The sequence below is a fragment of the Bradyrhizobium sp. BR 1433 genome (assembly GCF_051547665.1).
Taxonomy (GTDB): Bacteria; Pseudomonadota; Alphaproteobacteria; order Rhizobiales; family Xanthobacteraceae; genus Bradyrhizobium; species Bradyrhizobium australafricanum.
The window spans coordinates 5,738,578-5,759,583 of the sequence record NZ_JBPUGG010000001.1 but is presented as its reverse complement, the minus strand read 5'-3'; the positions used below and the strand labels follow the sequence as shown (position 1 = coordinate 5,759,583).

Annotated in this window: 17 protein-coding genes and 1 pseudogene; 14 read left to right on the top strand and 4 right to left on the bottom strand. The window is 63.5% G+C overall.

What is annotated here, in order from left to right; translation table 11 throughout:
- Window positions 1-66 precede the first annotated feature (66 nt).
- Window positions 67-2,163: a 3-hydroxyacyl-CoA dehydrogenase NAD-binding domain-containing protein gene (locus tag ACSKB9_RS27675; RefSeq protein ID WP_438077080.1), complete on the bottom strand. Its 2,097-nt coding sequence runs from the start codon at window positions 2,161-2,163 to the stop codon at window positions 67-69.
- 180 nt (window positions 2,164-2,343) lie between these two features.
- Here ACSKB9_RS27675 and ACSKB9_RS27670 point away from each other — a divergent pair, with 180 nt between their 5' ends.
- The 11 genes and pseudogenes from ACSKB9_RS27670 (at window position 2,344) to ACSKB9_RS27620 (ending at window position 14,993) form a co-directional block, all read left to right on the top strand.
- Window positions 2,344-3,210: an IclR family transcriptional regulator gene (locus tag ACSKB9_RS27670; RefSeq protein WP_438077078.1), complete on the top strand. Its 867-nt coding sequence runs from the start codon at window positions 2,344-2,346 to the stop codon at window positions 3,208-3,210.
- Between the two features lie 69 nt (window positions 3,211-3,279).
- Complete coding sequence (locus tag ACSKB9_RS27665) at window positions 3,280-4,077, top strand: ABC transporter ATP-binding protein (RefSeq protein ID WP_438077076.1); 798 nt, start codon at window positions 3,280-3,282, stop codon at window positions 4,075-4,077.
- Window positions 4,074-4,787, top strand: a complete 714-nt coding sequence (locus tag ACSKB9_RS27660) for an ABC transporter ATP-binding protein (RefSeq protein WP_438077074.1) — start codon at window positions 4,074-4,076, stop codon at window positions 4,785-4,787. Before ACSKB9_RS27665 ends, ACSKB9_RS27660 begins: the two co-directional genes overlap by 4 nt.
- A gap of 13 nt (window positions 4,788-4,800) precedes the next feature.
- A complete protein-coding gene (locus tag ACSKB9_RS27655; RefSeq protein ID WP_028339071.1) occupies window positions 4,801-5,679 on the top strand; it encodes a branched-chain amino acid ABC transporter permease in 879 nt (292 codons plus the stop codon).
- A gap of 2 nt (window positions 5,680-5,681) precedes the next feature.
- On the top strand, window positions 5,682-6,698 hold the full coding sequence (locus ACSKB9_RS27650; protein WP_028338102.1) for a branched-chain amino acid ABC transporter permease: 1,017 nt from the start codon (window positions 5,682-5,684) through the stop codon (window positions 6,696-6,698).
- A 29-nt stretch (window positions 6,699-6,727) separates the two neighbouring features.
- Window positions 6,728-7,957, top strand: coding sequence for an ABC transporter substrate-binding protein (locus ACSKB9_RS27645; RefSeq protein WP_028338101.1), 1,230 nt, complete (start codon window positions 6,728-6,730; stop codon window positions 7,955-7,957).
- 118 nt (window positions 7,958-8,075) lie between these two features.
- Window positions 8,076-9,302, top strand: coding sequence for an ABC transporter substrate-binding protein (locus ACSKB9_RS27640; RefSeq protein WP_438077071.1), 1,227 nt, complete (start codon window positions 8,076-8,078; stop codon window positions 9,300-9,302).
- A gap of 281 nt (window positions 9,303-9,583) precedes the next feature.
- Window positions 9,584-10,810 carry an ABC transporter substrate-binding protein gene (locus tag ACSKB9_RS27635; protein ID WP_076832477.1) on the top strand — a complete coding sequence of 409 codons (1,227 nt, stop codon included), beginning with the start codon at window positions 9,584-9,586 and terminating at the stop codon, window positions 10,808-10,810.
- Window positions 10,811-10,964: 154 nt separating this feature from the next.
- Window positions 10,965-12,191: an ABC transporter substrate-binding protein gene (locus tag ACSKB9_RS27630; RefSeq protein ID WP_057016010.1), complete on the top strand. Its 1,227-nt coding sequence runs from the start codon at window positions 10,965-10,967 to the stop codon at window positions 12,189-12,191.
- A 264-nt stretch (window positions 12,192-12,455) separates the two neighbouring features.
- Entirely contained in the window at window positions 12,456-13,688 is a 1,233-nt protein-coding gene (locus tag ACSKB9_RS27625; RefSeq protein WP_438077068.1) for an ABC transporter substrate-binding protein, read from the top strand.
- A gap of 22 nt (window positions 13,689-13,710) precedes the next feature.
- Window positions 13,711-14,993: pseudogene (locus ACSKB9_RS27620) on the top strand (glycerate kinase type-2 family protein).
- On the opposite strand, the gene ACSKB9_RS27615 reads toward ACSKB9_RS27620, so the two are convergent.
- On the bottom strand, window positions 14,990-16,219 hold the full coding sequence (locus ACSKB9_RS27615; RefSeq protein WP_438080421.1) for a GNAT family N-acetyltransferase: 1,230 nt from the start codon (window positions 16,217-16,219) through the stop codon (window positions 14,990-14,992). The pseudogene ACSKB9_RS27620 and the gene ACSKB9_RS27615 sit on opposite strands and share 4 nt — an antisense overlap.
- Before the next feature lie 225 nt (window positions 16,220-16,444).
- Between ACSKB9_RS27615 and ACSKB9_RS27610 the strand changes: the two genes are divergently transcribed.
- Window positions 16,445-17,134 (top strand): phosphorylase family protein, encoded by a 690-nt coding sequence (locus ACSKB9_RS27610; protein WP_438077066.1) that lies wholly within the window; start codon window positions 16,445-16,447, stop codon window positions 17,132-17,134.
- Window positions 17,135-17,207: 73 nt separating this feature from the next.
- Here the strand turns inward: ACSKB9_RS27610 and ACSKB9_RS27605 are convergent, their stop codons facing one another.
- Window positions 17,208-18,377: a saccharopine dehydrogenase family protein gene (locus ACSKB9_RS27605; RefSeq protein WP_229189411.1), complete on the bottom strand. Its 1,170-nt coding sequence runs from the start codon at window positions 18,375-18,377 to the stop codon at window positions 17,208-17,210.
- A gap of 314 nt (window positions 18,378-18,691) precedes the next feature.
- On the opposite strand from ACSKB9_RS27605, the gene ACSKB9_RS27600 reads away from it, so the two are divergent.
- Window positions 18,692-19,177, top strand: a complete 486-nt coding sequence (locus tag ACSKB9_RS27600; RefSeq protein ID WP_438077063.1) for an adenosine-specific kinase — start codon at window positions 18,692-18,694, stop codon at window positions 19,175-19,177.
- 89 nt (window positions 19,178-19,266) lie between these two features.
- Here the strand turns inward: ACSKB9_RS27600 and ACSKB9_RS27595 are convergent, their stop codons facing one another.
- Window positions 19,267-19,785: a MarR family winged helix-turn-helix transcriptional regulator gene (locus ACSKB9_RS27595; protein ID WP_438077061.1), complete on the bottom strand. Its 519-nt coding sequence runs from the start codon at window positions 19,783-19,785 to the stop codon at window positions 19,267-19,269.
- Window positions 19,786-19,963: 178 nt separating this feature from the next.
- On the opposite strand from ACSKB9_RS27595, the gene ACSKB9_RS27590 reads away from it, so the two are divergent.
- A complete protein-coding gene (locus tag ACSKB9_RS27590) occupies window positions 19,964-21,004 on the top strand; it encodes a branched-chain amino acid ABC transporter permease (protein WP_212054682.1) in 1,041 nt (346 codons plus the stop codon).
- The last annotated feature ends 2 nt before the right edge of the window (window positions 21,005-21,006 follow it).

The window sequence follows — 21,006 nt, the reverse complement described above, 5'->3', positions numbered from 1 at the left end:
GCCATCGGTTCCGGGTTCATCGCTTTGCGATGCCCCGGAACGACACATGGTTGGGCCGTCGCTCGATCACGCCGCCTTCGACGGCGCGGCGAGCGAGGCGAAGGTCTTGCCCTCGTCGGCGAGCTTCTTGAGCAGCGGCGCCGGCTCGAGCGAGGGATCGTTGGTCTCTTTGGCGTAGAAGGCCAGACGATCGGCGATGTGCTTGAGGCCGACGGTGTCGGCCCAGAACATCGGACCGCCGCGATAGATCGGCCAGCCATAGCCATAGAGCCAGACCACGTCGATATCCGACGGACGCGCCGCGATGCCCTCGGCGAGGATCTTCGCGCCCTCGTTGATCATCGGGTACATCATGCGCTCGAGGATCTCGTCGTCGCTGACGACGCGCTTCTTGCGACCGAGGCGCGCCAGCGTCTCGTCGATCAGCTTCTCGACCTCCGGATCGGGCAGCGCCGCGCGCGAGCCCGGCTCGTACTTGTAGTAGCCCTTGCCGGTCTTCTGACCGAAGCGGCCGGCTTCGCACAGCGCGTCGGCGATCTCCGACTTGATGCCGCGGTCCTTGCGCGAGCGCCAGCCGATATCGAGACCGGCGAGATCGCCCATCGCGAACGGGCCCATCGGCATGCCGAACTTGGTCACCACGGCGTCGACCTGCTGCGGCAGGGCGCCTTCGAACAGCAGCTTCTCGGACTGCTTGCCGCGCTGCGCCAGCATGCGGTTGCCGACGAAGCCGTCGCAGACGCCGACCACTGCCGGCACTTTTGCAATTTTGCGGGCGATAGAAACCGCAGTCACCAGTGCGTCGGGCGCGGTTTTGTCGGCGCGCACGATCTCGCACAGCTTCATGACGTTGGCGGGCGAGAAGAAGTGCATGCCCAGAACGTCCTGCGGACGCTTGGTCGACTTCGCGATCTCGTCGATGTTGAGATAGGAGGTGTTGGAGGCCAGCACCGCGCCCGGCTTGGCGTACTGGTCGAGCTTGCCGAACACTTCCTTCTTGACCGCCATGGTCTCGAACACCGCCTCGATCACGAGATCGGCGTCGCCGACGTTCTCGATGCCGACGACACCGTTGATCAGCGCCATGCGCTTGGCGGGCGCGTCCGCCGGGATGCCGCCGCGCGCGGCGGTCGCCTCGTAGTTCTTCTGCATGATGCCCATGCCGCGCTTGAGCTGCTCCTCGCCGGTCTCGATCAGGGTGACCGGGATGCCGGCGTTGGCGAACGACATCGCGATGCCGCCGCCCATGGTGCCGGCGCCGAGGATGGCGACGCGCGCTACGTCGCGGCCCTTGGTGCCCTCGGGGACGCCGGAGATCTTGGCGGCTTCGCGCTCGGCGAAGAACGCGTAGCGCTGTGCCTTGGACTGGTCGCCGTTCATCAGCTTGAGGAAGCCCTCGCGCTCCTTCTTCAGGCCCTCATCGAACGGCAGGTCGATCGCGGCGCCGACGGCGTCGGCAGCGGCGAACGGCGCCTCGAGGCCGCGCGACTTCTTGGTCAGCGCAGCGACCGCATTGGTGAAGATCGAACGATCCGCCTTGGCCGCGGCGAGCTTGCTGTCATCATCGCGCAGCTTGCGCAGCGGACGCTTCTCGGAGACCACCTTGCGCGCAAATGCCTCACCGCCCGAGGCCGGACCCTCGACGATCTCTTCGATCAGGCCGGCCTTCAGCGCCGCGTCCGCGCCGATCGGATCGCCGCCGACGATCATCTTGACCGCGAGCTCAGGACCGACCGCACGCGGCAGGCGCTGGGTGCCGCCGGCGCCCGGCAGCAGGCCGAGCTTCACCTCGGGCAGACCGAGCTTGGCGTCCTTGGTGGCGACACGATAGTGGCAGGCCAGCGCGACCTCGAGACCGCCGCCGAGCGCGGTGCCGTGGATCGCGGCAACGATCGGCTTCGGCGAACTCTCCATCAGGCTCAGCACTTCGGCGAGCCCGGGCGGCTTCGGCGGCTTGCCGAATTCGGTGATGTCGGCGCCGGCGATGAAGGTGCGGCCGGCGCAGGTCAGCACGATGCCCTGGACCTGCGCATCATCGATCGCGCTCTTGATGCACTCGAAGATGCCGCCGCGCACCGCGGCGCTCAGCGCATTCACAGGCGGACTGTTAACCGTGACGACGGCGATATTGTCATGACGTTCGAGCTTGACGACTTCACTCACCGGGACTCTCCCTGGATGCTTGTTCTTGGACTTGTGTTGAGTAGCTGCACGACTTGCGTTGAGCCGCTACGATTTGACCAATTTCGCACTGCGAAATTTAATTCCACATCTTGACATGGAGGGTTATTTTGAAGCACGTGCCTTGTCAACGAGCATGACAAGGGCAGGGCAAGGATAGGGATGAAGCGCGCTAGCAAGAAAGCCGCGACCGATCGCAATTTCGTCGTCGCGCTTTCCCGCGGACTGGACGTCCTGCGCGCATTCCAACCCGATGACGGGCTGCTCGGCAATCAGGAGATTGCAGCCCGCACCAAGTTACCGAAGCCAACCATTTCCCGGCTGACCTACACGCTGACCAAGCTGGGATACCTTACACCTGTACCGAAGTTCGAGAAGTACCAGCTCGCGCCGTCGGCGATGGCACTCGGCTACGCCGCGCTCGCCAATCTCGGCGTTCGGCATTTGTCCGAGCCCTATCGAGAAGAAGTGATGCGCGCGACCGGCGGCGCGGTCGCCGTCGGCGGCCGCGACCGCCACAGCATGATTTATTTCGGCCAGAGCCGGAACGGCCTGGCGCTCGGCGTACAACTCGACGTCGGCTCGCGGGTGCCGATCGCAACCACGGCGATGGGACGTGCCTATATCTGGGCATTGCCGCCCGACGAGCGCGCGGCTTTACTGCGCGAGTTGCGCGATCACTACGGCAGCCGCTGGGCCAAGATGCGCGACGGCATCGAGCGCTCCGGCGAGACGGTCGCGAAGCACGGCTTCACGATGTCCGCGGGCGACTGGCAGAACGACGTCGCCGCAGTCGGCGTTGCATTGAGATTGAACGACGGAACCGGTCCTTACGCCTTCAATTGCGGCGCGCCGGCATTCCGCTTCACGGAAGACAGATTGCTCAACGACATTGGACCTCGTCTTGTCGCGATGGTAAGGAACATCGAGCAGGCGCTCGGTGGAATGGCGCCGCAATCCAAAAAAGAAGAACGCAAAAAGACCAGAGTAGGAGGGAAAGTTGCACGTTTGGCCGAGGGGATCAGATAGCCTCCATCACGTCCAGCGAAACGCATCGCAGGACCGCTCGCAGCGCTCGAAGACGGCGGGCGAGACGAGATGACGCAGGCACAGCTCGCGCAGGGGAATGATCCCCTGCTCGCGGTTCGCGACGTCAGCGTCGTGTTCGGCGGCATCATCGCTCTGAACGGCGTGTCGTTTGACATGCGCAAGGGCAATATCCTCGGCCTGATCGGGCCGAACGGCGCCGGCAAGACGACGCTGTTCAACTGCCTGTCGCGGCTCTACCAGCCGTCGTCCGGCGACATCCTGATGGAAGGCCAGAGCATCCTGTCGCGCCCGCCGCACCGGATCGCCGAGATCGGCATCGGCCGCACCTTCCAGAACGTCGCGCTGTTTCCCAATCTGTCCGTGATCGACAATGTCCGCGTCGGCGCGCACGCGCGCACCTCGAGCGACATCGTCAGCGACTCGCTGCGCCTCGCCTGGGTCCGCCGCGGCGAGACCGACATGAACAAGAAGGTGCACGACATCCTCGGCTATCTCGATCTCGAGGACGTCGCCCACACCGTGGTTTCGGGACTTCCCTTCGGCACCCAGAAGCGCGTCGAGCTGGCGCGCGCCCTGGCCGCGGATCCGAAGATCCTGCTCCTCGACGAGCCGGCCGGCGGCCTCAACCACGAGGAAGTCTACGTGCTCGGCGACCTGATCCGCAAAATCCGCGACGACCGCCATATCACCGTGCTGCTGGTCGAGCATCACATGGGTCTCGTGATGTCGATCGCCGACCACGTCGTCGCGCTCAATTTCGGCCGCAAGCTCGCCGAAGGCACCCCGGCCCAGGTCCAGGCCGACCCTGACGTCATCAAGGCCTATCTGGGGAGCAAGGATCAATGACCGCGATGCTCAACGTCAAGGACCTGCGCGCCTATTACGGCCAGGTCCAGGCCCTGCACGGCCTCAGCTTCTCCCTCAACGAGGGCTCGCTGACCACGCTGCTCGGCGCCAACGGCGCCGGCAAGACCACCACGCTGCGGGCGATCTGCAACATGGTGCGCTCGACCGGCGCGATCGAGTTCGAGGGCAAGCCGATCGGCACCCGTTCCACCGAAAACGTGGTTCGGCTCGGCATTGCCCATGTGCCGCAGGGCCGCGGCACCTTCACCAACATGACGGTGGAGGAGAATCTGCAGCTCGGCGCCATCAGCCGGCCGGACAAGAAGGCGATCGGCTCCGACATCGAGCGGATGTACGAACATTTCCCGGTGCTGAAGCAGCGCTACACCCAGCAGGCCGGCACGCTGTCCGGCGGCGAGCAGCAGATGCTCGCGGTGGCCCGCGCGCTGATGCTGCGGCCGCGCCTGATGCTGCTCGACGAGCCGTCCTTCGGCCTCGCGCCGCTGATCGTGCGCGACCTGTTCCGCATCCTCGGCAAGATCAATCGCGAGGAGAAGGTGACCATCCTGGTAGTCGAGCAGAATGCGCAGCTCGCGCTCGAGCTCGCCGACCAGGCCTACGTGATCGAAACCGGACGGATCGTGATGTCGGGCAATGCCAAGGACATCGCGAACAACGAAGACGTCCGCAAATCCTATCTCGGCTACTGAGGGAGCTGGCACAATGGAGCTTTTTGCCAACCAGGTCCTGGCCGGCATCGCCACCGGCGCGATCTATGCCTGCATGGCGCTCGCGGTGGTCATGATCTACCAGGCCATCGACCATCTGAATTTCGCCCAGGGCGAAATGGCGATGTTCTCGACCTTCGTGTCCTGGCAGCTGATGCAATGGGGCGTGCCCTACTGGGGCGCCTTCGTGCTCACCGTCGCCTTTTCGTTCGCCGCCGGCATCGTCATCGAGCGGTTGCTGTTCAAGCCGCTGGCGAAGGCGCCGATCCTGACCAACGTCGCCGGCTTCATCGCGCTCTACGCGATCATCAACTCGGTCGCCGGCCTGATCTGGGACTTCACCATCAAGCAGTATCCGACGCCGTTCGGTTCCTCACCGTTCCTCGGCAGCCAGCTGATCTCGACCCATCAGGCCGGCATGATCGGCATCACGCTGTTGATGCTGCTCCTGCTGTTCTTCTTCTTCCGCTTCACCCGGGTCGGTCTTGCGATGCGCGCCGCCGCATCGCTGCCGGAATCGGCCCGGCTGGTCGGCATCAACACCTCGTGGATGATCGCGCTGGGCTGGGGCATGGCCGCCTCGATCGGCTCGATCGCCGGCATGATGATCGCGCCGGTGGTGTTCCTCGAACCGAACATGATGCTCGGCGTGCTGATCTATGGATTTGCCGCAGCCGTGCTCGGCGGCCTGTCGAGCCCGTTCGGCGCCGTCATGGGCGGCTTCCTGGTCGGCGTCTTCGAGAACCTCGTCGGCACCTACATCCCCGGCGTCGGCAATGAACTGAAACTTCCGATCGCGCTTGCGCTGATCATTGTCGTCCTGGTCGTGAAACCGGCAGGCCTGTTCGGCCGCGCCATCGTGAAGCGAGTTTGATCATGAGCGCAGCTGAAGAAATCGTCACAGAAGGCTCCGCTGTCGAGGCCGTTCCCAAGCGCGCCATGACGCTCGGCTATGGCACCTCGCTCGTGGTGCTCGCCGCGCTCGTCCTGATCCCGCTGTTCGTGAAGAACTTCATCATCTTCCAGATGACGATGCTTCTGATCTACGGCCTTGCGGTGCTGGCGCTCAACATCCTGACCGGCGGAAGCGGCCAGTTCTCGCTCGGCCAGAGCGCGTTCTATGCCGTCGGCGCCTACACCTCGGCGATCCTGATGGAGCATGCGGGCATGAACTATGCCCTCACGCTGCCGATCGCCGGCATCATCTGCTTCGCCTTCGGCTTCCTGTTCGGCCAGCCGGCGCTGCGGCTATCCGGCGTCTATCTGGCGCTCGCGACCTTCGCGCTCGCCACCGCGATGCCGCAGCTGCTCAAGCTCGGCTATTTCGAGCACTGGACCGGCGGCGTGCAAGGCCTCGTGGTCACCAAGCCGGACGCCCCGTTCGGCCTGCCGCTGTCGCAGGACATGTGGCTGTATTACTTCACGCTGGTCGTCACCATCGCGATCTACGTGGCCTCGGTGAACCTGCTGCGCTCGCGCTCCGGCCGCGCCTTCATGGCGATCCGCGACAACGAGATCGCGGCCTCGGCGATGGGCGTCGACGTCGCGCTGTACAAGACGCTGGCATTCGGCGTCTCGGCCGGCATCACCGGCGTTGCCGGCGGTCTCGGCGCTATCGCGGTGCAGTTCGTGGCACCCGACGGCTACACCATCCAGCTCGCGATCTCGCTGTTCCTCGGCATGGTGGTCGGCGGCGTCGGCTGGCTGCCCGGCTCGATCGTCGGCTCCGCCTTCATCATCTTCGTGCCCAACATCGCCGAGGGTATTTCGAAGGGCCTTTCGGGCGCGGTGTTCGGCGTGCTGCTGTTCCTCGTCATCTTCCTCGTGCCGCACGGCGCCAGGCAGGTTGCGATCGTTGCCCAGCAACTGGCCGCAAAGTTCAAGAAAAACTGACAGCCTATAGAAGCAAACCAGGAGATATTATGCTTTCTACCGTTCGGATCGCCGCGATTTCCGCGGCGATCGTCGCTGTTGCCGCGACCTCCACCGCCGCATTCGCCCAAAAGAAATACGACACCGGCGCAAGCGATACCGAGATCAAGGTCGGCAACATCATCCCCTATTCGGGACCAGCCTCCGCCTACGGTGTTATCGGCAAGACCGAAGAAGCCTACTTCAAGATGATCAACGATCGCGGCGGCATCAACGGCCGCAAGGTCAATTTCGTCAGCTATGACGACGCCTATTCGCCGCCGAAGGCGGTCGAGCAGGTGCGCAAGCTGGTCGAGAGCGACGAGGTGCTGCTCGTCTTCAACCCGCTCGGCACCCCGTCCAACACCGCGATCCAGAAATACCTGAATTCCAAGAAGATCCCGCAGCTGTTCGTCGCGACCGGCGCCACCAAGTGGAACGACCCGAAGAACTTCCCGTGGACCATGGGCTGGCAGCCGAGCTACCAGAGCGAAGCGCAGATCTACGCCAAGTGGCTGATGAAGGAGAAGCCCGACGCCAAGATCGCGATCCTCTATCAGAACGACGATTTCGGCAAAGACTACCTCAAGGGCACCAAGGACGGCTTTGGCGCCAAGGCGGCCTCCAGCATCATCATGGAGGAGAGCTATGAGATTTCGGAGCCGTCGATCGACGGCCACATCGTCAAGATCAAGGCCGCCAATCCCGACGTGCTGCTGATCTACACCACGCCGAAGTTCGGCGCGCAGACCATCAAGAAGACCGCCGAGCTCGGCTGGAAGCCGCTGCAGATCATCACCAACGTGTCGGCCTCGGTCGGCAGCGTGATGCAGCCGGCCGGCTTCGACAACGCGCAGGGCGTGCTGTCGGCGGCCTACGCCAAGGACGGCGCCGACACACAGTGGAACAACGACCCCGGCATGAAGAAGTGGGCCGAGTTTCTCGACAAGTACATGCCGGGCGCCGACAAGACCGACGGCGGCTATGTGTACGGCTATGGCGCCGCACAGACGCTCGCCAAGGTGCTCGAAATGTGCGGCGACGATCTCACCCGCGCCAACGTCATGAAGCAGGCGGCGAGCCTGAAGGACTTTACGCCCGACACCCTGCTGCCCGGCGTCAAGATCAACACCTCGGCCACCGACTTCGCCCCGATCGCCCAGCTGCAGATGCAGCGTTTCAAGGGGCAGAAGTGGGAGCTGTTCGGTGACATCATTTCCGGCGACGTCCCCTCCGAGTGACGTTGCACTGCGGGAATAAAACAACAGCCTCCGCGATATCCGTCGCGGGGGCTTTTTGTTGACGCCCCGCGCCGATGGTATTGAATACTCCAAACAAAGAACCCGAGGTGGGGAAACCATGACTGCCGCACGTCCGTCCCTGACGGCGCTGTTGTCCGCATTCGCTCTGATCCTGACGAGCTGCAATGTCGCGCAGGCGCAGAAGAAATACGACACCGGGGCCAGCGACACCGAGATCAAGATCGGCAACACCATGCCCTATAGCGGCCCCGCCTCGGCCTATGGCACGATCGGCAAGACCGAGGCCGCCTACTTCAGGATGATCAACGATGCCGGCGGCATCCACGGCCGCAAGATCAAATTCATCTCCTACGATGATGGCTACTCGCCGCCCAAGACGGTGGAGCAGGCGCGCAAGCTGGTCGAGAACGACGAAGTGCTGCTGCTGTTCGGCTCGGTCGGGACCGCGACCAATGCGGCGATCCGGAAATACATGAACGAGAAGCAGGTGCCGCAGCTGTTCATCGCCTCCGGCGCCTCGAAGTGGAACGACCCGAAAGATTATCCGTGGACCATGGGCTGGCAGCCGTCCTACCAGGACGAGGCGCGGGTCTACGCAAAATACATCATGAAGCACAAGCCCGACGCCAAGGTCGCCGTGCTCTACCAGAACGACGATTTCGGCAAGGACTACCTCAAGGGCCTGAAGGACGCCTTCGGCGACAGGGCATCGATGATCGTCGCCGAGGAGGCCTACGAGACATCCGAGCCCACGATCGACAGCCACATCGTCAAGCTGAAGGCCACCGGTGCCGACACCTTCGTCAGCATCACGACGCCGAAATTCGCGGCACAGGCGATCAAGAAGGCCGCCGAGATCGCGTGGACGCCGTTGCAGATCGTCGCCAATGTCTCGGCGTCGGTCGGCGGCGTGATGCAGCCGGCGGGCTTCGAGAATTCGCAGGGTATCCTATCGGCATCCTATCTCAAGGACGGCGCCGATCCGCAGTGGGACAAGGATCCCGGCATGGAGAAATTCCTCGCCTTCCTCAAGAAGAATTATCCCGACGCCAACAAGCTCGACGGCGCCACCTCGTTCGGCTACGCCGCCGCACAGACCATGGTGAAGGTGCTGGAGATGTGCGGTGACGACCTCACCCGCGCCAATGTCATGAAGCAGGCCGCAAGCCTGAAGGATTTCGTCCCCGGCACGCTGCTGCCGGGCATCAGCATCAACACCTCGGCCACCGATTTCGCACCGATCAAGCAACTGCGCCTGATGCGGTTCAAGGGCGAAAAGTGGGAGCTGTTCGGGGACATCATTTCGAGCAATCTGAGCAACTGATCGACACGTCGGTCTGTTCGATCCGCGCGCTCAACTCAACGGCGTCGCTTTACTCGTCCGCAATCTCTGCGGTTGGCTCCACGCACACGCGAACGCGTTGGCGGATTTTTGAGCAGCGGCCCGCCTTGAGGGTGGTCGACTAAAGCACGCAGCCCCTGCGGCAACGCCGCAGGGGCTTTTCATTGAGACACCCCAGGTAAGATGATAGTTTTTACGACCAATAATGAGCCCTCGAAACAGGGGGCCGCGACACATCATCGGCAATCAGGGAGAGAAACGGCATGTCTGCAATACGACAATTGACGGCATTTGCTGCTGCGCTTGCGCTCGTCGCCGCATCCGGCAGCGCGGCGCTTGCCCAGAAGAAATACGACACCGGTGCCAGCGATACCGAGATCAAGATCGGCAACATCATGCCCTATAGCGGAGCGGCCTCAGCCTATGGCGTGATCGGCAAGACCGAGGAGGCTTATTTCCGCAAGATCAACGCCGAGGGCGGCATCAACGGCCGCAAGATCACCTTCATCAGCTACGACGACGCCTACACTCCGCCGAAGACGGTCGAGCAGGCGCGCAAGCTGGTCGAGAGCGACGAGGTACTGCTGATCTTCAATTCGCTCGGCACGCCACCGAACTCGGCGATCCAGAAATACATGAACCAGAAGAAGGTCCCGCAGCTGTTCGTCGCCACCGGCGCCACCAAGTGGAACGACCCGCAGAATTTCCCCTGGACGATGGGCTGGCAGCCCAACTACCAGAGCGAGTCCATCATCTATGCGAAGTACATCCTGAAGAACAAGCCGGATGCCAAAATCGCGGTGCTCTACCAGAACGACGACTACGGCAAGGACTATCTGAAGGGATTCAAGGACGGGCTCGGCGCCAAGGCCGCGTCGATGATCGTCGCCGAGGACAGCTATGAGGTGACGGAGCCGACCATCGACTCCCACATCGTCAGGCTCAAGGCCTCCGGCGCCGACGTATTCTTCAACATCACGACGCCGAAGTTCGCCGCGCAGGCGATCAAGAAGAATGCCGAGCTCGGCTGGAAGCCGCTGCACTTCCTCAACAACGTCTCCGGATCGATCGGCAGCGTGATCAAGCCCGCGGGCTTCGAGAACGCCCAGGACATCGTCTCGTCGCAATATTTCAAGGATCCGACCGACGCGCAGTGGAAGACCGACAAGGCGATGATCGCCTGGAACGAATTTCTCGATAAGTACTATCCGGAAGCGAACCGGGCCGATGCCTCCGTGATGTACGCCTATATCGTCTCGCAGGGCCTGGTCCACGTGCTCAAGGCCTGCGGCGACAATCTGACCCGCGAGAACATCATGAAGCAGGCGGCCAGCATTCGCGATTACGAGCCCGGCGGCCTGCTGCCCGGCGTCAAGGTCAACACCTCGGCGACCGATTTCGCGCCGCTTTCGCAACTGCAATTGATCCGCTTCAAGGGCGAGACCTGGGAGCGCTTCGGCGAAGTCTTGAGCGCCGACGTCGGCGGTTAGGCCGGGAAGGTCGACCAAAGATACCGCCCCTGCGGCGTTTGCCGCAGGGGCTTCTCATTGAGGCGAACCGCCTAAAATGATAATCACTGCAGCCAAATAAAGAGCTCTCCAAGCAAGAGGCCGAGACACATGACAAACAGGGAGAGAGACATAGATGTCCGCTACCAAAAAACTTGCGGTCCTCGGGGCCGCGCTCGCGCTCGTCGCGACATCCGGCAGCGCTGCGCTTGCCCAGAAGAAATACGACACCGGCGCCAGCGATACCGAGATCAAGATCGGCAACATCATGCCCTACAGCGGCCCGGCGTCCGCCTATGGCGTCATCGGTCGCACCGAGGCCGCCTATTTCAAGAAGGTCAACGACGCCGGCGGCATCAATGGCCGCAAGATCAACTTCATCTCTTACGATGACGCCTACTCGCCGCCGAAAGCCGTGGAACAGGCCCGCAAGCTGGTCGAGAGCGACGAGGTGCTGCTGATCTTCAACTCGCTCGGCACGCCGTCGAACTCGGCGATCCAGAAATACATGAACTCCAAGAAGGTGCCGCAGCTGTTCGTCGCCACCGGCGCCACCAAGTGGAACGACCCGAAGGACTTTCCCTGGACCATGGGTTGGCAACCCAACTACCAGAGCGAGACCCAGATCTACGCCAAGTACATCCTGAAGAACATGCCGAACGCCAAGATCGCGGTGCTCTACCAGAATGACGATTACGGCAAGGACTATCTGAAGGGCTTGAAGGACGGGCTCGGCCAGAAGGCCGCCAGCATGATCGTCGCCGAAGAGAGCTTCGAGACGTCCCAGCCGACCATCGACAGCAACATCGTCAAGCTGAAGGCGAGCAACGCCGACGTCTTCATCGACATCGCGACGCCGAAATTCGCGGCCCAGGCGATCAAGAAGGTCGCCGAGATCGGCTGGAAGCCGACCCACTTCCTCAACAACGTGTCGGCCTCGGTCGGCAGCGTGATCAAGCCGGCCGGCTTCGAGAACGCGCAGGACATCATCTCCGCCGCCTACCTGAAGGACGCTTCCGACAAGCAATGGGACAATGACCCCGGCATGAAGGAGTTCTACGCCTTCATGGCCAAGGACTTCCCCGAAGGCGACAAGCTCGACGGCGGCACCGTGGTCGGCTTCGGCGTGGCGCAGACGCTGGTCCAGGTGCTGAAGCAGTGCGGCGACAACCTCACCCGCGAGAACATCATGAAGCAGGCCGCAAGCCTGAAGGACTTCCGCACCGAGGTGCTGCTGCCTGGCGTCAAGATCAACACCGCGGCGAACGATTTCGCGCCGATCAGCCAGCTGCAGCTGATGAAGTTCAAGGGCGAGAAATGGGAACTGTTCGGCGAGGTCATCAGCGCCGACGTCGGCGGCTGATCTCCCGCCGCCCCTCGACCGGGAAAGGCCCCTGCGATACCCTCGCAGGGGGCTTTTTGTTGGCGCATTTCCGGGCGAAGCGGGTACCGATTCGCGCGAAGAAAACGCGTCGGAAACCGGAATTTAAAGCCATGGCCTGCTCGCAGGCCGGCCCGGGCAATGCCTGCTTACACTTTACCCGGCAATACGCTAGGTAAACCGGCAAGACCCCCGACAACAAACCGGCGCCCTTGCGCGACGGCAACAACAAGGAGATTTCGGGACATGCCGATGCCGATCCGACACCGTGTCGCAACCGCCCTGCTCGGCCTCGCCGTCGCCGCCGCGACCGGCAATGCCGCATGGGGGCAGAAGAAATACGACACCGGTGCGAGCGACACCGAGATCAAGATCGGCAACATCGTGCCCTATAGCGGCCCGGCGTCGGCCTATGGCGTGGTCGGCAAGGCGATGGCCGCGGTGTTCAAGAAGGTCAACGACGACGGCGGCATCAACGGGCGCAAGATCACATTCGTCTCCTATGACGACGCCTACTCGCCGCCGAAGGCCGTCGAGCAGGCCCGCAAGCTCGTCGAGAGCGACGAGGTGCTGTTCCTGTTCGGCACGCTCGGCACCGCCTCCAACACCGCGATCCAGAAATATCTCAACGCCAAGAAGGTGCCGCAGCTGTTCGTCGCCACCGGCGCGACCAAGTGGAACGATCCGAAGGCCTTCCCATGGACCATGGGCTGGCTGCCCAGCTACCAGAGCGAGTCGCGGATCTACGCGAAATATCTGCTCAAGGAAAAGCCCGCCACCAAGGTCGCGGTGCTCTACCAGAACGACGACATGGGCAAGGACTACCTCAAGGGGCTGGAAGACGGCTTCGCCAGCGATCCCGCGCGCGTCGTCGCCAAGGAGAGCTATGAAGTCGCCGAGCCGACGATCAATTCCCATGTGGTGCGGCTGAAATCCTCCAATCCCGACGTCATCGTCTTCTTCACCACGCCGAAATTCGGCGCCCAGGCGATCAAGAAGCTCGGCGAGATGAACTGGAAGCCGGTGACCATCGTCTCCAACGTCTCGGCTTCCACCGCGACCGTGATGCGTCCGGCCGGCCTCGACAACGCGCAGGGCGTGATCTCGGCCGCCTACGCCAAGGACGCCAGCGATCCGCAATGGAAGGACGACGCCGGCATGAAGGCGTTCGACGAACTGCTCGCCAAATACATGCCTGACACCAACCGCGTCGATGCCTCCGCGATGACCGGCTACAACATGGCGACCACGATGGTCGAGGTGCTGCGCCGCTGCGGTGACGACCTCACCCGCGCCAATGTGATGAAGCAGGCGGCGAGCCTGAAGCAATTCGCGCAGGGCGGCCTGCTGCCCGGCGTGACGCTGTCGACGGGGCCTGCCGACTTCCAGCCGATCGAACAGCTCCAGCTGATGCAGTTCAAGGGCGAGCGCTGGCAATTGTTCGGCGACGTCATCAGCGGCGAAGTCGGCGGACACTGACCGCGTTACATAAGGCACAACCATGACCGACCGTCGTCCTTTCCTGCGTTCGATCTTCGATGCCGCTGTGGCGGCTGCGCATCCCGACGTCGTGCTGGCGTCGCGGCTGCGGCCGGTGCCGAAGGGACGGGTGATCTGTCTCTGCGCAGGCAAGGGCGCCGCGGCGATGGCCGCGGCGGCCGAGCGGCATTATCTCGACGCGCTCGAGCTCGATCCGTCGCGGCTGGTCGGCATCGCCACCACCCGCCACGGCCATGGCATGCCGACCCGCCGCATCAAGGTGGTCGAGGCCGGCCACCCGGTGCCCGACGAGGCCGGGCTCAAGGCGGCGGACAACACGCTGCGGCTCGCCGCGACCGCGACCCCGGACGATCTCCTGCTGGTGCTGCTGACCGGCGGCGGTTCAGCGAACTGGATCGCGCCGGTCGACGGCGTGAGCTTTACCCAGAAGCAGCAGGTCAACCGCGCACTGCTGCGCTCCGGCGCGCCGATCGGCGAGATGAACACCGTGCGCAAGCATCTCGCGCATCAAGGGCGGACGGCTGGCGCGCGCCGGCCAGCACGCGGCCGAGATCGTCACGCTGGCGATATCGGACGTGCCGCATGACGATCCCTCCGCGATCGCCTCCGGGCCGACGGTGCCGGATCCGACCACGCTGGCGGACGCCCGCGCACTGGTCGCCAAATACAATCTCTCCATCGACGACGCGGTCCGCCGCGCGCTCGACGATCCCGCGAACGAAAGCTGCAAGCCCGGCGATGCCGCTTTCGCGCGGGCGACATTCGAACTGTTGCGCAAAGCCGAAGGCCTCGATCGACGCCGCGGTGAAGGTCGCGCGGGACGCCGGCTACGAGACCATCGCGCTCGGCGCCGATCTCGAAGGCGAGGCCCGCGAGATCGCGGCCGCGCATGCGCGGCTGGCGCTGAAGGCGCGCAGCGAAGGCAAGCGGGTCGCGATCATCTCCGGCGGCGAGCTGACGGTGACGGTGCGCGGCAACGGCCGCGGCGGCCCCAACCAGGAATACGCGCTGGCGCTGGCCGGCCTGCTGAAGGATACGCCCGACGTCTCGGCGCTGGCCGCCGATACCGACGGCGCCGACGGCGGCGCCGGCAGCGCGACCGACCCGGCCGGCGCCGTGATCGACCAGGCGACATTCGCGAAGATGAAATCGATCGGCCTCGATCCGAAGGCCTATCTCGAGAACAACGATGCGACGGGGTTCTTCGCCCAGACCGGGGATTTGTTGCTGACCGGACCGACGCTGACCAACGTCAATGACGTGCGGGTGATTTTGGTGGATTAGGCCGTATCCTTGACGGACCCAAGGCCAGTCTCGGGCTGCGCCCAAAGCTCCTGATAGTTACGAAACTTCGCAAGCGTCTCGTCATATCGCGTCGGCTCGAGCACCGGCAAAATGCGCTTCAACACTGAGTTGATCGGCGCGGAGGTGTGCCGAACGTATAAGTCGATCGGATCAAGCAAGTGCCTCAGGTGCAGCTTTGGATCATAGTTCAGCCCGCCGCTGCGAAACCATTTGTACCCGTTGGCGATTGCCCAGCTCACCATGTCGCGAAACACATAATGATAGAGGTGCAGGTCTAAGGCGACATCGTAGTCGAGACCTATGTACTCCGCATAGATCGCGTCACCGTGTACCATGCATGCGGCAAACGCGACGATCCGCTCGTTCTGACGCCAGAGGAAGAAGCGGACCTTGTCCCCCATCCGCCGCCCCAAGTCGCAGAAGTATTGTTCCGTCAGCTTCTCGAAGTGAAGTTTCGAACGCTGATAGACTTGGAAATACAATGGATAGATCTGCGCAATCACCGGCGTCGCGTCGTTGACGACGTTCATCTCGACGGATGGAGAGGCCCGCGCTGTCGCCTCAAACTTCTTGCGAAGTTTCTTGCGGGTTGCGCTGTTGAGCGCATGATTCATATAGTCATCGAAATTGGCGTAATCGATGCAAAGCCTGGTCATGGGCAGGCTGGGAATGCGGGTGAAGCCGTGAGCGATCAAGCAGTCGAGGATTGGTCGGTATCGCGCCGGAAACTCCTTGAGCACGATCAGCCGCGCCCCGAGCCTGCGAGCATGTATTGCAATCGTAGAGGCCAGCAGTTCCGCGCAGCCTCGATGGCAGGCCTCGTCCCCGTCAAGATGACCTTCCCCTGCGACGCACCCCACCATGAGCGCACGGGCGCGCATCAAACCTGGCCACATCCGGCGAATGGCGTCGATGAGTACGCCAAACCGCGGCCTCGCACCGGCCAGCAAATCCAGGTCCATTAGGAAGAATGGCTGTACAGCACAAACCTGATCAACCGCATCTTTGATGAGGAAATACCGGTAATCGAACTCGGGATGAAGGGTATCCTCGACCAACTCATAGTATCGATGATCCTTGCGCTCGCTCGCGAAGGCGAACTGCCAGCGCGGACAATGCTCCAAATCGTTCCGCACGATGACTTGGAGACGCGGCGGACATTGCATCGGCTCGCGTCCGCTGAGGTCGCCGATTTGGCTCGTCAAGTGCGCTGTTGCAGCTTCCGGCACGATATCACGCTCGCCACGGATCCCGGCCCTAGGCAGCATTTATCACGGCGCCAAAACAAAGCAGCTAACATATCCGTCAGAAACTAACTCGTTAGTCATTTGCGATTTGGCGTTGGAGCAGAACACTCCTGATACGACCCGCATGCGCGGACACCCGCCGTCCAGCGCGGCATCCGGGGAGCGGACTCATGGCAGCGGTGATTGGAGTCACGGGACTCTGCATTTGAGGCGCGGATCGCTGCAGACCTGCATACGCAGACGATCTGCAGTGGCGATGGCAGCACGCTCGCGGAGTCTCTCGCGTCGGCAATTGCTGAGGATTGCTACGGTCTTATCAGCTTTGGCGTCGCGGGCGGCCTTTCGCCCGACCTCCCGGCAGGCGCATGCGTCGTAGCATCGACGATCGTTTCGGAAACGATTCAGCTCTTCACTGATCGAGACTGGTCGCAAGCCTTGCTTCGACTTATCCCCGGTTCGATTTATGGCCCTATTGCTGGTGTGACCACGGTCGCCATGCATCCAGAAGCGAAGCGCTCGCTGCATATGAGTACAGGCGCGCTGGCGGTCGATAACGAATCCCATGTGGCGGCGAGTGTCGCTGCAGCGCGCGGCCTCCCTGTGACTGCCGTCCGCGTGATCATGGATCCGGCCGGTCGGCAGCTTCCTGCCGCCGCCCTGTCCGCAGTGCGTGCAAACGGGACGATCGATCTCGCCGCGCTGCTCCGTGCGACAATGAAACAGCCGAGCGAGTTACCGATGCTGCTTCGGACCAGTCTCGACGCACTGTCCGGATTTGCGGCGCTGCTTCGCTGCCGTCAATTGCTTGGCCCTGGATTAGGGCTGCCTTCCTTGCAAGCAGAAGAGTCGGAGCCGAGCTCGAGCATCTCGTAGCGGAAGATCGTATGATCGCCCTCTAGTCGCTTTTTTAGCCGAACGGGCTGCTATACCTGCCGACCGCGTGACCTCAACGCGCACTGAAAGTGAGGCCGGCGCGCTCCTTTAGACGCTTGCGCAAGGCCGGCCCCATCAGCGCGCCCGGCGTCCAGATGCCGCCCTCGCCCTGCACGTCGCGCACGACGCAGAGAGCGCTTTCGGTGATCATCTTGCTGGTCGAGCCATAGCCCGGATCGCGGTCGCCGGTGACGACGGCTTCGACCCGTCCGCCATCCGGCACCTCGCCCAGAAAGAAGATGTCGTAGAAGCCCCTCTCGCGCGCTTCCCGGGTCGGGCCTGCGCCGCGTTTGAGACCGCCGGTCCCGAACAAGGACACCACCGTGGCGAACGTCTCCGTCGTCACGCTCGCGATGTCCCCAAGTCCCGGCGCCACCATCATCTCGTCATAAACGAAGTCCCTGCCGTAGGGATGGCCCAACAGGAAGTTCGTGCGGTGCACGTTCTTGGTGTTGATCGGCGCCATCGGGAACGGCACGAGCCACGCGTGCATGCTTGTGTCATATTCGGGGACGAGGCCCGACGGCTGAGACGGCCCAGTGAAGCCCGGCGTCAACGCGAAGGGATCGGTCAGCAGCCGGATCAGGGCCGGGTCGCGCGCCGCGGCGGCCAGCGTCGCCTGAGCGCTCGCCGCGGTGCCGCCAGACATGCCACCCCTCACCTTGCGTAGACGGGCCTTCACCCGCCGCGCCGGGCGTCCGAATTTCTCGCGCGCCTTCTCCTGCAACGTGAGCACACCGAGATCGAACGGGATGGAATCGAAGCCACAGGAGAAGACGATGCGCGCGCCGGTCCGTTTTGCCTCTTCGTGATGGGCGTCGATCATAGCCCGCATCCAGCCCGGCTCGCCGCAAAGATCAACATAGGCCGTGCCGGTGGCCGCGCATGCCGCTACTAGCTCGGGACCGTGAAGCTGATAGGGCCCGACCGTGGTGACGACCACGGCCGCGCGCTCGCACATCGAACGCAGGCTGGCCGGCTCGGCGGCATCCGCCTTCACCAACGGCAAATCGTCCGGTGCGCCGATGTCGGCACGCACTTTCTGGAGTTTGTCGGTCGAGCGTCCCGCAATTGCCCAGGACGGAGCATCGTCGCCGCGATAGGATGTCGCCAGATATTCGGCGATGAGACCCCCGGTGTAACCCGTCGCGCCATAGACGATGAGGTCGAAGTCCCGCTTCACGGCGTTGATCCTCCTCGAGCCCCCGGAAGCGCTCCCTTCAGATCCGTTAGCAACGCTCGGTACGCTTCGCGGCCATTTGCGAGGGGCCGGGCAACATACGGGCCATCGCGCTTGACGGACGATCCCACAATTGCCGCCCTTCGGCGCGCAACCTCCCGGCGATTTCCGGTCCCCCTTGAGAGCCGTCGTGAGTACGGACGCTGGTCGGCGTGAGCCGAAGCAGACAGCCGGCACATTTGAGCGCCTGTGGCCGCTTGCAAACGCCCTCCGACGGCCTACCATGGATTGGGGAATTCGCGTGCAGGAGCGAAGCCATGGAACTCACCGTGGTGCCCATCGTCAAGCCGGATGAGACCAACTTCATCTTCGGCCAGTCGCATTTCATCAAGACCGTGGAAGACCTTCACGAAGCGCTGGTGGGCACGGTTCCGCGCATCCGCTTCGGGTTGGCTTTCTGCGAGGCCTCCGGCAAACGGTTGGTGCGCTGCTCCGGTGACGACGACGCCTCGCTCGCCCTGGCACGCGACAACGCATTGGCGATCGGCGCCGGTCACACCTTCCTGATTTTCCTCGGCGACGGGTTCTTTCCCGTCAACGTGCTGCCGGCGGTGCGCGCAGTGCCGGAGGTCTGCCGCATCTTTTGCTCGACGGCCAATCCAACACAGGTGATCGTCGCGCAGACGGAGCTCGGGCGCGGCGTGCTCGGCGTGGTGGATGGCGCCTCGCCGCTGGGTGTCGAAACCGACGCCGACATTGCGTGGCGGAAGGATTTGCTGCGGAACATCGGCTACAAGCTTTAGACCGCGATGGTTCGCCACCTGGCGGCGCCCGCATACCGGATATGTGTCAACCCAACGCGTCATTGCGAGCGGACGGGCCGTCACGCCCCTCAAAACTCCTGCGCGAGCTTCGCCAGCATCTCCAGCAGCGCGGCGTGGTTGGCCGGACCGAGCACCTCGATCAGCCGCGCCTCGTGCTTGTTGGCGACCAGCTTCTTGGCGCGCGCCAGCACGGCGCGGCCCTTGTCGGTCAGGACGAGGATGTGGGAACGGCGGTCGTTGGTGGAGCGCATCCGCGCGCAAAGGTCGCGGCTCTCCAGCGCGTCGAGCATCGCGACGAAATTCGGCCTGAGGATCCCGAGCGTGTTGGCGATCTCGGTCTGGTTGCGGCCCGGATTCTTGTCGAGCAGAAGCAGCACCGAGAACTGCGCCGGCGTCAGCTGCAGCGGCGCGACGCAGCGCAGGAAGTCCTCGAATACCCTGAGCTGCGCGCGCTTCAACGAATAGCCGAGCAATCCGGACAGTTCGCCCAGTTGCAGCATGCTGTCGTCCCCGGCAGAATCGGCCAGTTCCCTGCGCAGGGCCCGCGACGAACGGAGGGCATCGGTGGCGGTCTTGGAAACAGTCATCGCTCCAGGCTCGCAATCCCGGTACAGAATCCCGCACGACACTCGGGGACCTTGAGATTATATCTAATAATTGTTATGGACTATATCAAATGTCGGCAGCTTTCAACAGCCGATATCGGCCGACCTGACCGGCACAACCGGTCGAGGCGGTCCGACGCTTGAGGGGGAGCGCTCGGCCTTGAACACAACGATCATGCTGTTCCTGCTGCAGGACGGCATCACCAATGGCGCGATCTACGCACTGCTGGGGCTGGCCCTGGTGCTGGTGTTCGCGGTCACGCGGGTGATCCTGATCCCGCAGGGCGAATTCGTCACCTACGGCGCGCTGAGCTACGCCATGCTGGCGACCGGCCAGGTGCCCGGCACCGCACGGCTTGCGGTCGCGATGGGCCTCGTCGCCTTCGCCCTCGACCTGTTCTTCGCCCGCAACGCGCTGCATGCGCGGCTGGTGATCCGGTCGGTCGCGCTCAACATCGCCTTTCCCGTCACGCTGCTCGGTCTGATCTACGCGCTGGTCGGTCCCGGCACCCCGATCGCCGTCAACATCGCGCTCGCGCTCCTGATCGTGGCGGCGATCGGTTTGTTCCTCTACCGCATCGCGTTCCAGCCGATCGCGCACACCTCCGTCCTGGTGCTGCTGATCGCCTCGGTCGGCTGCCATCTGGCGCTACAGGGCCTCGGCCTGGTGTTCTTCGGCGCCGAAGGCCTGCGCGCGCCTGCGCTGTCGAATGCCGCAGTGACCGCCGGCCCGCTGCGCTTCACCGGGCAGAGCCTTGCGGTCTACGGCCTGACGATCGGCTTCATCGTCGCCCTGTGGCTGTTCTTCGGCTACACCAAGACCGGCAAGGCGCTGCGCGCCACCGCGGTCAACCGCCTCGGCGCCCGCCTGGTCGGCATCCGCACCACGCTTTCCGGCCAGATCGCGTTCCTGCTCGCCTCCGTCATCGGCGCGATCTCCGGCATCCTGATCGTGCCGATCACGACGCTCTATTACGACACCGGTTTCCTGATCGGCCTGAAGGGCTTCATCGCCGCCATCATCGGTGGCCTGGTCAGCTATCCCCTGACCGCGGTCGCCGCCATCGTGGTCGGCATCGTCGAAGCCTTCTCGTCGTTCTACGCCAGCAATTTCAAGGAAGTCATCGTGTTCACGCTGATCCTCCCCGTGCTCGTGTTGCGCTCGCTCGCGGCGCCCGAGGTCGAAGAAGAGAAGGATTGAGC